Genomic DNA, 13,919 nt, shown 5'->3' with positions numbered 1-13,919 from the left:
GATGAGAACCGTACATGTGGAATTGGGAGAGCGCTCGTATCCGATCTATATCGGCTCCGGTTTGCTGCCGCAGGCCGCGGCTTATCTGATAAAGCATGGGTTGTCTGTTAAAAGTCCGCATTTGATTGTCACGGACGATAAGGTCGCTCCGTTTCATTTGGAAACTCTGAAGTCCTCTTTGGAAGAAGCAGGTTTCAAGCTGGTGGTATCCATCGTTAAATCTGGAGAAGGCTCGAAATCACTGTCCGTCTTCGAAGAAGTCATGACCTCAGCGATTCAGGGAGGACTCGACCGCAACTCGTCTGTCATTGCTCTTGGCGGCGGCGTTGTTGGGGATTTGGCCGGTTTTGTTGCCGCTACCTATATGCGCGGTGTTTCGTTTATTCAAATGCCGACGACGATTCTGGCGCATGACAGCAGTGTAGGCGGAAAGGTTGCCGTAAACCACCCGCTGGCCAAAAATATGATTGGTGCTTTTCATCAGCCTGAATTGGTGCTGTATGATCTTGATACACTTACCACCCTGCCTCCTCGTGAAGTATCTGCCGGATTGGCTGAAATGCTCAAACATGGTCTAATTAAGGACGAGGCATTTGCTTACTGGTGCAAGGATCATGCAAAGGAACTGTTAGCGCTTGATCCGAAAGCTCTCGGATATGGTCTGGAGCGCGGCGTCGCCATCAAAGCAGAAGTCGTATCTCAGGATGAACGGGAAGGCGGACTACGTGCCATTTTGAATCTCGGACACACTATAGGTCATGCTATTGAAGCCGTTGGCGGTTACGGCGAGTTTCTGCACGGAGAAGCCATTTCCATCGGAATGGCCGGATCTGCCCTTATGGCTGAGGCTTTGGGCCGTGGCGAAGGCATCTATGCAGCAACGACGGAGATGCTGACCTCCTTGAATTTGCCTGTTATACTGCCGGACCATTTGGACGAGGATGATCTGATCGCAGCGATGATGCATGACAAGAAATTCAAAGAAGGCACCATGGTATTCGTGGTACCGGACTCGATTGGCTCTGTCAGCATCGAGAAGAATATTCCGCAGCAACTCGTAAGGGATATTCTAAAGCAGCTTAGAAAAGGAGGGAAAGTCCATGTATAACAGAGGAATCCGCGGCGCGACAACAGTGGAGCATAATGATGAACGTGAAATTCTGGATGAGACGGTTATGTTGATGCGTGAAATCGCCCTGCGCAACCAAGTGAATCCAGAAGATATTTGCAGCGTGTGGATTACGCTGACCCAGGATCTGGACGCTGCGTTTCCGGCAAAAGCCATTCGCCAGCTGGAGGGCTGGGAGCTGGTGCCTTTAATGTGTTCCGTGGAGGTTCCAGTGAAAGGGAGCTTGCCGCGCTGCATCCGGCTGATGGTTCAGGTGAATACCGAAAAGAGTCAAAGCGAAATCAAGCATGTGTATCTGAACGAAGCTAAAAAGCTGCGTCCAGACCTGGCTGCACCCAAAGCTTAAATTTTTTAAGCGATGTACTTGCCAGGACGAGTGTTAATCCTGTATAGTGATTTACATAGTTCGAACGAAGAAATAGATTGCTTCTATTTCGAACAATGTATATAGAATGGAAGAAGTCATAGTGAACTTCTGAGCATTCTGAATGTTTGGATTGAACCGGGATAGAGATCTTGGTTAATCCGTGTAGCTGAGTAGAGTTTAGATGAGCTGAGTTGAGTATAGAAGAGCAGAGTCCAATATGTATAGCAACTTCTGGAACGTCTGGCATTGATGTTATCCATAGACTGGCATGTTCATTTTTCCTAGAGATTTGGAAGGATTAGGACTGCTAACGGTCTTGGTATAACCAAATCTGCCGTAGGCGACTCTTTCCATATACTTAATGAACGTCAAACCTCTACTTCGGTAGAGGTTTTTTTGTTGTCTGTGATCAAAACTCGAATGATGAACAAAGGAGGGAACAACAATGATGAATCCGCGTGTGGAGCAGGTCATAAAGCTGTCCCGCGAGTACAATCTGATTCCTGTCGTGAAACGGCTGCTGGCGGACATGGAAACCCCGATACGTATTTTTCAGCGTTATGCTGAGCGAGAATGCGCATTTTTACTTGAAAGTGTAGAGGGTGGCAGTAGGTGGGCGCGTTATTCTTTCATCGGGACCGATCCTTTCATGATGATTTACGGTAAGAAGGGCGAGATCATTCTGGAAAGGAATGGCGGCAAGGAAACCATGAAAGGCAAGCCGGTGGAAGAGCTAAAGGCCTTGCTCCGTCGCTATCGCAGCCCGAAAACGGAGGAACTTCCTCCATTTACGGGCGGGGCGATCGGGTTCTTCGGTTACGATCTGCTGCAATATTACGAAAAGCTACCCGCTCATACGGTGGATGATCTCGGAATGGATGATATCCGGTTTATGTTTTGCGACACGGTGATTGTGTTCGATCATGTGAAACAACAGGTTTTGTTGGTAGGAAACGTCCACGTGAAGGAAGAGGATACCGATGAGGATATCCGCCTCAGTTATATGGAAATCGACCACAAGCTTAACCAAATCGCAGAGCAGCTCGAAATGCAGGGGCCACGTGAAAACGTGAATGGCCGCGTGATTCCTGCGGATATTGAGCTTGGGGATATCAAGTCCAACATGACAAAGGAACAGTACATGTCTAATGTGGAGCAGGCCCAGGAATATATCCGTTCCGGGGATATTTTTCAAGTGGTGTTGTCCCAGCGTTTCCATATCGAAACTGAAGTTTGCCCGCTGCATGTATACCGTGTGCTGAGAACGCTCAATCCCTCCCCCTATATGTACTATCTTAAAATGCATGAGGAGATCATTGTCGGAACCTCACCGGAGGCACTGGTCAAGGTTGACGGTGATCGGGTGGAGACACGGCCGATTGCCGGTACCCGCCCCCGCGGCACCGATGAGACTGATGATGAACGGCTCGCAGAGGAACTGCTTGAGGACGAAAAGGAACGGGCGGAGCATCTGATGCTTGTCGACTTAGGACGTAATGATCTGGGGCGAGTTTCCCGGTTTGGAACTGTCAAATGCGATATGTTCATGGAAATCGAGCGGTATTCCCATGTCATGCACATGGTTTCTAACGTCTCCGGCATGCTCCGGGATGACAAAGACTTCTTTGATGCCTTTCTCTCCTGCTTGCCGGCTGGTACGGTATCCGGCGCACCGAAACTGAGAGCAATGGAGATTATCGCCGAGCTGGAACGGGAAGCCAGAGGAGCCTACGCCGGAGCAATTGGATATTTGGGCTTTAACTCGAATATGGACTCCTGTATTACGATTCGGACGATCATTTTCCGGAAAGGGAAGGCATTCGTGCAAGCCGGTGCAGGAATCGTATGGGATTCGGTACCTGAGAAGGAATACGAGGAGACAGTGAACAAAGCCAAGGCACTGTTAAAAGCAATCCGTACCGCGGAAGCGATGTTCCCGCCGGTTGCACAAATAGAGCAGGAACAGCTGAATCAGGATTATTTTTATGAATACACACCTTAAACGGAAGAGGAGGAGAAGACGATATGAATATGAGCGGATTTATTCCAGGCTGCTTGAACCAGCTGATCGGCGGACGGGATTTGACACGTGAGGAAGCGCGTCTGTTGATGTCTTCGATTATGGAAGGCAATGTGACCCATTCACAGATCGGAGCGCTGCTGATGGCGCTGCGCATTAAGGGAGAAACGGTAGAAGAAATAACGGGTTTTGCAGAAGCTATGCGGAATGTTGCCAGTCCGGTACACACCGATAATGAAAAGCTGCTGGATACGTGCGGAACAGGCGGTTCCGGAATTCATAAGTTCAATATTTCTACAGCCTCGGCGATCATCTCTTCTGCCGCTTCTGTGCGTGTGGCCAAACATGGTAACCGGTCAGCCTCGGGCCGGGCCGGAAGTGCGGATGTGCTGGAAGCGCTGGGAGTCAATATTCATCTGAGCAGTGAGCAGGCTAAACGCTGCCTAGATGAGATCGGAATCTGCTTTTTGTTCGCGCAGCTTTACCATCCTTCCATGAAGCATGCGGCAGTTCCGCGCAAGGAGCTTGGTGTACGGACTGTGTTTAATATGCTGGGGCCGCTAACCAATCCGGCAGGTGCCGACCGCCAGCTGCTCGGAATTTATGACCGTAACCGGACGCAGACGATTGCCGAAGTGCTGAGAGAGCTAGGGTCGAAACGTGCGCTGGTGGTAACCAGCCATGATGGCCTTGATGAAATCAGCATCTCTGCATCGACCCAGGTGTCAGAGCTCCGTGGCGGGGAGGTACGGACATATGATATTCATCCGCATGATCTTGGTCTGGATGTCCATCCGCTTGAGTCCGTACTCGGCGGAGATGCCCTGCAGAATGCCAAGATTGTCGAATCCGTACTTCAAGGTGATAAAAATCCCTACCGGGATGTCGTGCTTGCCAATGCGGGCGCATGCATTTATGTATCTGGACTATCAGACAGCATTGCAGAAGGAGTTCATACAGCCGCTCAGGCTATCGACAACGGAAGCGCATATGCCAAACTGCAGCAGCTGATTCAAATGACAGGAGAGCTGAGCTATGTATCTTGATCGCATTGTAGAAACCAAACGTGAAGAAACAGCCAAGCTGGCGGAACATTTTTCGATAGATAAAGCAATTGAAACGATCTCAAGCATGCCTGCAACCAAAGGCTTCGCACAACGATTGACAGCAGGCAAGAAGCGGGATATGGGACTTATAGCGGAAGTGAAAAAGGCGTCTCCTTCCAAAGGGCTGATCCGTCCAGATTTCAATCCGGTCGAGATTGCACTTACGTACGAAGAGGCTGGTGCGGATTGTTTGTCTGTCCTGACGGATGCCCCTTACTTCCAAGGAAGCGGCGAATATCTAAAGGCTGTACGCAAGGCCGTGAATCTTCCGCTGCTTCGCAAAGACTTTGTGATTGATGAGCGCCAGATCTACGAAGCAAGACTGCTGGGAGCGGACGCGGTTCTTCTCATAGCAGCGATCCTGACCCCGGAACAAATTTCATCGTTTATGAAAACGGCAGCCTCCATCGGTCTTGATTCTCTGATCGAGGTGCACAGTGTGGAAGAAATGAAGCAGGTGCTTGATCTCGAGCTCTATGATGGCGCATTAATCGGGATCAATAACCGTAACCTGCATACGTTTGAAACCTCGCTTGCCGCGACGGAAGTGCTAAGCAAACTGGTACCCGCAGGTGTACCTGTGATCAGTGAAAGCGGAATTTCAAGCACATTAGATATGGAATTTTTGCGTAAGACAGGCGCTTCGGGGGTCCTTGTGGGTGAGTATTTTATGAGACAAAAGGATATCGCTGCAGCAGTTCACAATCTGATGGGGCCACTTCAGAAGGAAGGCAGCGTGCATCTGCATGGATAATACGAAAGTAAAAATCTGTGGACTTCAAAGCGTTGAAGTGCTAAAATCAATGATAAACATTCCGGTGGATTATATCGGTTTTGTATTCGCCAAAAGCCGGCGGCAGGTCTCTGCCCAAGCGGCGGCCTCTATGGCCGACGTTATCAAGGCATGGGAGGCATCTGTCGTTCCGCGCAGCGTGGGTGTGTTTGTCAATCCGGAGATGGATCTGCTTGAGAACATCATGTCAGAGATCAGTCTGGATGTGATCCAGCTTCACGGTCAGGAGAGCCCAGATTTTTGCCGGGATATCAAGAAACATTTTAACGTTGACCTGTTCAAAGTCGTTTCTGTAGGACATCAGCAGCAGGCGGACGGGCATCCCGTGGCTTTTCAAGATTACGCGGGAGTGATCGACGCCTTGCTGCTGGATACATTTGAACCGCAATACGGGGGCGGATCGGGATCCACATTCTCTTGGGATAAGATCCCCGAATACCAGAAGTGGACCAATAGTCAAGGCATACCGCTATTTGTAGCCGGAGGGCTAAATGCTTCCAATGTCGCGGAACTGATTAGGGATTACACTCCAGGTGGGGTTGATGTATCCAGTGGTGTAGAAACGAACGGAACGAAGGATCTCGAAAAAATCGCAGCTTTTGTAGAAAGGGTGAAGCAGGCATGACACAACTGCCGGATCAAAATGGACGTTTTGGCGAATTCGGAGGCCGGTTCGTACCGGAAACTTTGATGAACGCTTTGATACATCTGGAGGAATCCTATAAGCATTTTTCACAGGAGCCGTCCTTTCAGGAAGAACTCTCGTATCTGCTGAAGCAGTATTCGGGAAGAGAAACACCGCTATACTATGCAGAACGCCTCAGCAAGTATCTGGGCAAGGCCAAGATTTATCTGAAGCGTGAGGACCTGAACCATACAGGCGCCCACAAAATCAACAATGCTTTGGCGCAGGGTGTTCTGGCCAAAAGAATGGGCAAAAACAAGGTCATCGCCGAAACGGGAGCAGGCCAGCATGGCGTTGCTACGGCTACGGTCGCGGCACTTCTCGGTATGGAATGTAAAGTGTTCATGGGAGAAGAGGATACCAAACGTCAAGCGTTAAATGTATTCCGGATGCAATTGCTTGGTGCCGAAGTGATTCCTGTTTCCTCTGGATCACGCACGCTGAAGGATGCTGGTAACGAAGCACTGCGGTACTGGGTAAGCAATGTGGAAGATACGTTTTATATTCTAGGTTCTGCCGTTGGACCGCATCCATATCCGATGATGGTGCGCAATTTCCAGCGGATTATCGGAGATGAAACACGCCGCCAGATTCTTGAGGTCGAGGGGCGTCTGCCGGATCATGTTGTAGCGGCCATCGGCGGCGGGAGCAATGCAATCGGCATGTTCTATCCTTTTATTGAAGATCAGGATGTTGCACTGATTGGCGTCGAGGCTGCCGGCAAAGGCGTCGAAACCGCGTTTCATGCGTCAACGATGAGTAAAGGGACCAAAGGCGTGTTCCAAGGTTCGATGAGCTATCTGCTTCAGGACAAGTTTGGACAAGTTCAAGAAGCGTTTTCGATTTCAGCCGGGCTTGATTATCCGGGCGTTGGACCTGAACATTCGTATCTGAAGGACATTGAACGGGCCAAATATGTGCCTGTTACAGATCAGGAGGCGCTTGATGCGCTACAGCTGCTGTGCCGTACAGAAGGAATTATTCCTGCACTGGAATCCGCTCATGCGATCGCCCAGGTTGTGAAGATGGCGCCGGGTCTCAGCAGTGATGACATCGTTGTGATCTGTCTGTCCGGACGCGGGGATAAAGACGTGGAATCCATTATGGCGTACACAGGAGGGAAGCAGGCATGAACCTGATCGATCAAACATTTACCCGTTTAAAAGAGAACCAGAAGACTGCACTCATTCCCTTTTTGACGATTGGCGATCCGGATGTGGACACATCGGTTCAGATCATTGCCGAGCTGGAAGCGGCCGGAGCGGACATTGTCGAGCTTGGTGTTCCATACTCCGATCCGCTGGCAGACGGACCTGTCATTCAGCGGGCTTCCCAGCGGGCACTTAAGCATCAAGTGAATATCGTAAGCTGCATGGAAGCGGCTGTAAAAGCACGGGCTGCGGGCGTGAAGCTTCCCTTTATTCTGTTTACTTACTATAATCCGGTGCTCCAATTCGGGCTGGACCGTTTCTTTGAAGAGGTTAAGAAGCATGATATCAGCGGACTGATTATCCCGGATTTGCCGGTAGAAGAATCTGCCGAGCTGACGAGGCGGGCCGAGACGGCTGAGATTCATGTCATCCCTTTGGTGGCGCCGACATCCAATGAAAGAATCAAGAGCATCGTGGCGGGTGCCAAGGGCTTTGTATATTGCGTGTCCTCGCTGGGCGTTACGGGAGAACGTTCCAGCTTCTTTGTAGGCGTAGAAGAGTTTATTGGCCAGGTTAAGCAATATACGGACATCCCTGCTGTTGTAGGTTTTGGTATCTCGAACCGTGAGCAGGCTGAGAAGTTTGCCCGAATCTCCGACGGTGTTGTCGTAGGCAGCGCTATCGTAAGGCAGATTGAAGAAGCGATACCTCTTCTGCAAAATATGGACACCCGCCAAGAGGGGCTCTTGCAAATACGCAAGTTTGTGGCACAATTAAAATAGTTTGAACTAAGGCTATAACGATGATCACAACTACGCACTTTGCATTGCTTTAGTTCATTCTTTTTTAAAAGCATAAATTTGCCGAAAGTGAGTGGTTATCATGAAACCAAAATCCCATATTGTAAATCTTCCAGTATATCAACCGGGAAAACCAATCGAAGATGTGAAAAGAGAACTTGGGCTCGATGAAGTGATCAAACTGGCCTCCAATGAAAATCCGTACGGAGCCTCTCCCAAAGTGAGAGAAGCCATTTTGTCTGAGCTTGAGAATATCAGCATTTATCCCGATGGCGGAGCTGTTGAGCTCACGGCCGATCTTGCGAAGGCGCTTGGTGTAAGTTCCAACCAGATTATTTTTGGCTGCGGGTCTGATGAAATTATCGCGCTGCTTGCGCGTGCTTTCTTCGTACCGGGTGACGAAACCATCATGGCAGACCAAACGTTCTCCGTATACAAAAGCAATGCGGATATTGAAGGGGCCATCAGCATTGAAGTGCCACTTGTAAACGGAACCCATGATCTGGATGCCATGCTGGCTAAGGTCAACGACCATACGAAAATCATTTGGGTGTGTAATCCGAACAATCCAACTGGCACCATTTTGTCCGAGCAGGAGTTGACTGCATTTTTGGATAAGGTACCCGCAGATGTGATGGTTGTTCTAGACGAAGCTTATTGTGAGTATGTTACAGACCCTTCATATCCAAACAGCATTCCATATCTCGGGAAATATCCTAATGTTGTGATTTTGCGTACGTTCTCCAAAATTTACGGTCTTGCTTCACTGCGAATCGGTTACGGCGTCGGACAGCCTGATGTCATTAAATTGATAAACCAGGTTCGCGAGCCGTTTAATACGACTCGAGTTGCTCAGGCTGCGGCTAAAGCGGCTCTGAAGGACCAAGAATACATTGCAAACTGCCGTACGGCCAATGCAGCCGGAATCGTACAGCTCCAAGCAGAATTCGATCGACTTGGATTGAAATACTTCCCTGCACATGGCAACTTTATCATGGTGGATGTATGCAAACCGGCAGGTGAAATATTCGAAGCATTGCTTCGCAAAGGCATTATCATTAGAGCGGGTCACAGCAAATACCCAACGTTCATCCGGGTAACTGTAGGCTCGCAAGAACAAAATAAAGCATTTATTCATGCTCTTGAGCAGGTATTAGAAGAACAAAAAGCTCAAGTGTAATCGATGCGAACAATCAAGTGAGGTAACATGACTACGAAAATTGCTATTTTCGGAGTGGGACTCATCGGCGGTTCCCTGGCCCTTTGCTTTAAAGGCAAGCCGGGGATCACCGTCGTGGGCCATGCCCATCGTCCTGTCTCTGCAGAAAAATATATCAGCTGTGGCGTCGTTGATGAAGCCACACTGTCAATCGAGGAAGCGGCACTCGGTGCTGACTTTATTTTTTTATGCGTACCAGTAGGTAAATTGGATGAATACCTGACCAAGCTCAGCTCACTTCCATTAAAAAAGGGCTGCATCATTACAGATGTAGGCAGTACCAAAGCTAGCATTACAGCAGCGGCGGCCAAGCTGCAGCTTCAGGATGTACATTTCATTGGCGGACATCCGATGGCTGGTTCGGAGCGCTCCGGTGTTGAAGCGGCCACGCGTCTGCTGTTCGAGAACGCATATTATGTCCTGACGCCTCCGCATGGACTCCCGGATGAGGTATATGAATCGCTGGTACAACTTTTGGCATACACACGTGCACAGATTGTCAAAGTCGATCCAGTTGAGCACGACCGCATTGTCGGCGCAATTAGCCATCTTCCGCATATTATTGCGGTTGCGCTGGTTAATCAGGTGTGTGATTACAATGAAACCAACTCCCTGTACCGCAGTCTCGCAGCCGGTGGTTTCCGGGATATCACACGGATTGCTTCCAGTGATCCGGTTATTTGGCGTGATATTCTGCTGAACAACCGTGAGATTATGCTGCAGATGCTCTCAGATTGGAATGAGGGTATATCGTCGTTTGTTCAGATGCTTGAGGCTGAGGACGGTGAAGGGATCACGGAGGCCTTTGCCAAAGCGAATGACTTCCGCAGTGAGCTTCCTGAAAGACGCAAGGGTATGATCTCTTCGTCCTTTGATCTTTATATCGATGTACCGGACCATCCGGGTATCATTGGTAAAATTGCGACCGAGATTGGTATGAATAATATCAATCTGAGCAATATGCAGATTATTGAGAGCAGAGAAGATGTGCCTGGCATCATGAGATTGTCTTTCCGTCAGGAAACGGATATGGAGCGTGCTAAAGAACTGCTTAAAAATATGGACTACAACATTTCGGAGTAGCCCGTAAAACGTTTACAAATCAAGTTGGAAATATAGGGTTGACAAAATGAAAACGTATACATATAATAAAAGTACAGTATGGTTTCTCTCCACTCCTATCCAAATAAATGGCACTATGTGCAGCCACCCTTTAAGGGTGGTTTTTTTTTGTTTTTTTTAAAAATTCGCATACAAAAAAAATTTGAATATTCTAGTAACTTTTTTGAGTGTTGTTTCGTCTAATAGATGGTTGAGTATATTCATATATTGGCAAGGATCATCATACAGCAGTAAAATTCGGCAATTTGTGCAGTCATTAACTGACTATCAAACGTGAATATGTTACAATAAAAAAGGTATTTTCATAGAATCGCTGGAGAAAATTCCAATACATAGTGTTTAACGACAGGTACCAACGCAAATATTCAACCGCAACTTTTTATTAACTGTTCGGTACAAATATACAACCGAATCGAACGAGGATGTTTTTGGTACGGGCGAGGAGGCTACATAAAAATGACGGATTCCCAGATGATAAGGGAAATCAAGAAGGGCAACGTTGAGCTCTTCTCTGAATTAATGCGCCGTTATCAACGGAAAATTTTGGCTTTTGTTTATCATATGCTTAAAAGTTCACACATGGAGCTCATGGCTGAAGACCTATGCTCCGAGACATTCTATAAGGCTTTTCGCAGCTTGCACTCTTTCCGGGAAGTGGATGCATCGTTCTCGACCTGGTTGTATACAATCGCACGGAACACCGTGCTCAGCGAGCTGAGAAAGCAAAGGGGCGCTCATGTTCCGCTTGAGGAAAGCGGGGTTACCCCTGTGGCGCCTGACGAGATTGCCCCGGAACAAGCCATTCTGCGCAGTGAGAAGGTGGAGCTTGTCCGCGAGGCCATCAACAATTTGCCGGAGAAACAACGGTCTGCCTTAATCCTGAGGGAATATGACCAGTTAGATTATCAGGAAATAGCTGATATTTTGGGACAGACTGTTAGCTCGGTCAAATCCTTGCTGTTTAGAGCCCGATCCAGTGTCAAAGTACAGCTGGAACCGTATTTTTATGAGAATAACTATGAACAATACGAAGGGATGAAAAGCAGATGACTTGTGATGAGGCTCAAGAAATATTCGGACTAGTCCCGGATATGAAAGAGCATGATCCAAGACGGCGGCTGCTTGAGGAGCATTTGTCTACATGCAGCGATTGTACGGCCGAGTACGAGTTATGGGTGGAGAGCCACAGCTTTATGATGAGCATGCAGGAAGAAGTCTCCGAAGAACAAGCTGAGGAGATTAACCGGAATGTCATGGACCGGATTTATCGTGAATCCCCATGGTTGATCCCGGATCAAAGCAAGCCTTTTGAAGTACCGGCTGCGACCAGAAGACATTTATCACTGTGGATAGCGGGCTTTGTTATGGTTTTTCTATGCAGCGTTCTCTATGTTGTGTTTATGGACAAGCCGCATGTAAAAGAAACTGCGGAAGCGGCAACAGGTATTTTGCCAACTGGAATTGCCGGGAATGCAAACCTGGTATCGGATCAATTCAGTTACGATATTCCTGCTGTAAACAGCGGGATCATTGAACCCTTTGTTGTGGGCATAGGACCATCCCATCCACAGTATTGGATGATATTATCAGTGCTTGGTGTTGCGATGGCACTATTTTCACTAAGAAGATTGAGCCATATGCGGAAATAGAACGAATCTTCCTTGAACTTCAGACAGAAAGTGGGTTCGAACATGAGAATTGGCTTAATCCGGCATGGTTTAACGGACTGGAACATGCTTAGCAAAATTCAAGGCCAAAGTGACATTCCGCTGAATGATGAAGGGCGAAAGCAGGCGGAACTTTTGGGAGATCGTCTCCTGAACGAGGAGTATAGATGGGATTTTGTCATCAGCAGCAGACTGTCCCGAGCGGAGGAGACCGGGCGGATCATTGCCTCCAAGCTTAATATCCCTATGCTTGAGCCTGATCCGAGACTGAATGAGCGTTCCTATGGACAGGTGGAAGGCCTGACGCTAGCTGAGAGGGAGAGCAAATGGGGACGCGATTGGCATAAGCAAGAGCTAGGTCAGGAAAAGGATGACGAAATTCAGGCCCGTGGTCTCGCTTTTTTGGAAGATATGTGGAATACACACCCGAATAGTAATATGCTTGTCATCACACATGGCGGATTCTTAGCCCAGCTGTACCGTTCATTGTACAAAGATCGATACACTGAAAGGATAGGCAATTTGTCCTTAACCATACTTGAGAAAAAGGATCTGGATTGGGTCCCGCTTCTTTACAACTGCACACGGCATCTCTTGGAAAACAAGGCATAACCCGAATTCGTTCGGGTTATTTTTTTGTTTTTACCGAATAAAAATTGTAATAATTCCCATAATGGTATTAAAACGGCGAGGCGATCAGAGATGAATTTAGCGGATATGCTGACATACGCGGATATCGGCCAGCTGACTACCATTGCGGAACATTACGAGTGCGAGTGCAAACGGAATTCCAAGCATGAACTGATTCAGAGCATTCTGGTTATGCTAAGCCGCAGGGAATTCATTGAACAACAGGTGAACCGCTGTTCGGCAAAGGATTTACGGTTTCTGAACACGCTTTTGTTTGACAACCGCACTTCCTACAGCTTGGAAGAGCTCCAGGCCATGATTGGTCAGACGGCGTTTGATACTGAGCAGCAGGACATGGTGAAAAGTGAGAGCCCGAGAGAAGCTATAGCCAGGTATAAGCGGAGCGGGTGGTTGTTTAACGGAATGACGCAAAACACAAAATTTTTGTTCCAGATGCCGAGTGATCTGAAGGAAAGATTCAGGCAAGAGCTGGGAATGACGCTCCGCAAGCCGATTTGCCGGACAAGCGAACCTCCGGTTTACAGAGAGGAGCAGAAACTTTGTGCAGAGGATTTGTTGTTGTTTCTTCGGTATCTGCGTGATCAGGACATCGAGCTTAACCAGGAACTTGTCATGTACCGCCGTCAACAACAGCAAGTTATGGAGCTGCTTCATGTAAGCGAGCCTTTGGTTGTAAAGGGCGGCTGGCGCTTTGGCTATGGCCGAACCTTCAGCTCCTATCCAAGCCGGTTTGCGCTGCTATACGATTTTGCTTATTACCATGAATACATTGCCGAAGATGGGTTGAAGCTGCGATTAACGAGCAAGGGAGCAGAAATTCTCGAAGGCGGAATGAACGAGAGCATGGTACAGATTTTCCGCTTCTGGTTAAGGCTTTATAAACAAGCCGTGCCGAACCTTTCATCATTGGTTTATTGGACAAGCGAGTGCGCAAAGGATTGGATAACCGTCGCATCACTGCATGAGGCTATTGTGTGGTTGATTAAGCCATACTACTATGATACAGCAGAATCCATTTTGAATGAGCGCATTCTCGGGATGATGCTTCATTTGGGAATGCTGCGGATCGGGGAGAGTCCGGAGTACGGAAAGGTTGTCCAGATGACTGCTTGGGGTCAAAAAGTTGCAGGCAAAAGCTCTGTCTTGGGTGGTGGCACGCTGCATGCGTCCATTGACAAGACCTAAGCGGTGTTGCTAAAATCACTCCCA

General features: G+C 48.4%; 14 protein-coding genes. All 14 read left to right on the top strand.

Annotation, left to right across the window (positions count from 1 at the left end; all coding sequences use genetic code 11):
• Window position 1 precedes the first annotated feature (1 nt).
• The 14 genes from aroB (at window position 2) to MUG84_RS04835 (ending at window position 13,895) form a co-directional block, all read left to right on the top strand.
• Window positions 2–1,108, top strand: a complete 1,107-nt coding sequence (gene aroB, locus MUG84_RS04900; RefSeq protein WP_244723214.1) for a 3-dehydroquinate synthase — start codon at window positions 2–4, stop codon at window positions 1,106–1,108.
• The gene (aroH, locus tag MUG84_RS04895) at window positions 1,101–1,475 is read left to right on the top strand and encodes a chorismate mutase (RefSeq protein ID WP_244721185.1); all 375 of its coding nucleotides are present in this window, start codon (window positions 1,101–1,103) and stop codon (window positions 1,473–1,475) included. The genes aroB and aroH overlap by 8 nt, the downstream gene beginning before the upstream one ends.
• Window positions 1,476–1,941: 466 nt before the next feature.
• Window positions 1,942–3,498: an anthranilate synthase component I gene (gene trpE / locus MUG84_RS04890; RefSeq protein ID WP_244721176.1), complete on the top strand. Its 1,557-nt coding sequence runs from the start codon at window positions 1,942–1,944 to the stop codon at window positions 3,496–3,498.
• A 23-nt stretch (window positions 3,499–3,521) separates the two neighbouring features.
• Entirely contained in the window at window positions 3,522–4,562 is a 1,041-nt protein-coding gene (gene trpD, locus MUG84_RS04885; protein ID WP_244721175.1) for an anthranilate phosphoribosyltransferase, read from the top strand.
• A complete protein-coding gene (gene trpC / locus MUG84_RS04880) occupies window positions 4,552–5,376 on the top strand; it encodes an indole-3-glycerol phosphate synthase TrpC (protein ID WP_244721174.1) in 825 nt (274 codons plus the stop codon). Before trpD ends, trpC begins: the two co-directional genes overlap by 11 nt.
• Window positions 5,369–6,040, top strand: coding sequence for a phosphoribosylanthranilate isomerase (locus tag MUG84_RS04875; RefSeq protein ID WP_244721173.1), 672 nt, complete (start codon window positions 5,369–5,371; stop codon window positions 6,038–6,040). The genes trpC and MUG84_RS04875 overlap by 8 nt, the downstream gene beginning before the upstream one ends.
• Window positions 6,037–7,233, top strand: a complete 1,197-nt coding sequence (trpB, locus tag MUG84_RS04870) for a tryptophan synthase subunit beta (protein ID WP_244721172.1) — start codon at window positions 6,037–6,039, stop codon at window positions 7,231–7,233. Before MUG84_RS04875 ends, trpB begins: the two co-directional genes overlap by 4 nt.
• Window positions 7,230–8,033 (top strand): tryptophan synthase subunit alpha, encoded by an 804-nt coding sequence (gene trpA / locus MUG84_RS04865; RefSeq protein WP_244721170.1) that lies wholly within the window; start codon window positions 7,230–7,232, stop codon window positions 8,031–8,033. The genes trpB and trpA overlap by 4 nt, the downstream gene beginning before the upstream one ends.
• Window positions 8,034–8,133: 100 nt before the next feature.
• Window positions 8,134–9,231 carry a histidinol-phosphate transaminase gene (hisC, locus tag MUG84_RS04860; protein ID WP_244721157.1) on the top strand — a complete coding sequence of 366 codons (1,098 nt, stop codon included), beginning with the start codon at window positions 8,134–8,136 and terminating at the stop codon, window positions 9,229–9,231.
• Window positions 9,232–9,258: 27 nt separating this feature from the next.
• Window positions 9,259–10,353, top strand: coding sequence for a prephenate dehydrogenase (locus MUG84_RS04855; RefSeq protein WP_244721154.1), 1,095 nt, complete (start codon window positions 9,259–9,261; stop codon window positions 10,351–10,353).
• 495 nt (window positions 10,354–10,848) lie between these two features.
• Window positions 10,849–11,442, top strand: a complete 594-nt coding sequence (locus MUG84_RS04850; RefSeq protein ID WP_244721152.1) for an RNA polymerase sigma factor — start codon at window positions 10,849–10,851, stop codon at window positions 11,440–11,442.
• Entirely contained in the window at window positions 11,439–12,041 is a 603-nt protein-coding gene (locus MUG84_RS04845) for an anti-sigma factor (protein ID WP_244721150.1), read from the top strand. Before MUG84_RS04850 ends, MUG84_RS04845 begins: the two co-directional genes overlap by 4 nt.
• A gap of 42 nt (window positions 12,042–12,083) precedes the next feature.
• Complete coding sequence (locus MUG84_RS04840; RefSeq protein ID WP_244721148.1) at window positions 12,084–12,671, top strand: histidine phosphatase family protein; 588 nt, start codon at window positions 12,084–12,086, stop codon at window positions 12,669–12,671.
• 90 nt (window positions 12,672–12,761) lie between these two features.
• A complete protein-coding gene (locus MUG84_RS04835) occupies window positions 12,762–13,895 on the top strand; it encodes a hypothetical protein (protein ID WP_244721145.1) in 1,134 nt (377 codons plus the stop codon).
• Window positions 13,896–13,919 lie beyond the last annotated feature (24 nt).

Origin of the sequence: Paenibacillus mangrovi, assembly GCF_022898935.1 — a bacterium.
Lineage (GTDB): Bacteria > Bacillota > Bacilli > Paenibacillales > Paenibacillaceae > Paenibacillus_AQ > Paenibacillus_AQ mangrovi.
The sequence above is the reverse complement of the archived record's forward strand: the minus strand, read 5'-3'. Positions and strand labels throughout refer to the sequence as shown.

Excerpts from the sequence above, each read along its gene's own strand:
- aroB (WP_244723214.1), top strand. The coding sequence starts at position 2 with ATGAGAACCGTACATGTGGAATTGGGAGAGCGCTCGTATCCGATCTAT.
- aroH (WP_244721185.1), top strand. The coding sequence starts at position 1,101 with ATGTATAACAGAGGAATCCGCGGCGCGACAACAGTGGAGCATAATGAT.
- trpE (WP_244721176.1), top strand. The coding sequence starts at position 1,942 with ATGATGAATCCGCGTGTGGAGCAGGTCATAAAGCTGTCCCGCGAGTAC.
- trpD (WP_244721175.1), top strand. The coding sequence starts at position 3,522 with ATGAATATGAGCGGATTTATTCCAGGCTGCTTGAACCAGCTGATCGGC.
- trpC (WP_244721174.1), top strand. The coding sequence starts at position 4,552 with ATGTATCTTGATCGCATTGTAGAAACCAAACGTGAAGAAACAGCCAAG.
- MUG84_RS04875 (WP_244721173.1), top strand. The coding sequence starts at position 5,369 with ATGGATAATACGAAAGTAAAAATCTGTGGACTTCAAAGCGTTGAAGTG.
- trpB (WP_244721172.1), top strand. The coding sequence starts at position 6,037 with ATGACACAACTGCCGGATCAAAATGGACGTTTTGGCGAATTCGGAGGC.
- trpA (WP_244721170.1), top strand. The coding sequence starts at position 7,230 with ATGAACCTGATCGATCAAACATTTACCCGTTTAAAAGAGAACCAGAAG.
- hisC (WP_244721157.1), top strand. The coding sequence starts at position 8,134 with ATGAAACCAAAATCCCATATTGTAAATCTTCCAGTATATCAACCGGGA.
- MUG84_RS04855 (WP_244721154.1), top strand. The coding sequence starts at position 9,259 with ATGACTACGAAAATTGCTATTTTCGGAGTGGGACTCATCGGCGGTTCC.
- MUG84_RS04850 (WP_244721152.1), top strand. The coding sequence starts at position 10,849 with ATGACGGATTCCCAGATGATAAGGGAAATCAAGAAGGGCAACGTTGAG.
- MUG84_RS04845 (WP_244721150.1), top strand. The coding sequence starts at position 11,439 with ATGACTTGTGATGAGGCTCAAGAAATATTCGGACTAGTCCCGGATATG.
- MUG84_RS04840 (WP_244721148.1), top strand. The coding sequence starts at position 12,084 with ATGAGAATTGGCTTAATCCGGCATGGTTTAACGGACTGGAACATGCTT.
- MUG84_RS04835 (WP_244721145.1), top strand. The coding sequence starts at position 12,762 with ATGAATTTAGCGGATATGCTGACATACGCGGATATCGGCCAGCTGACT.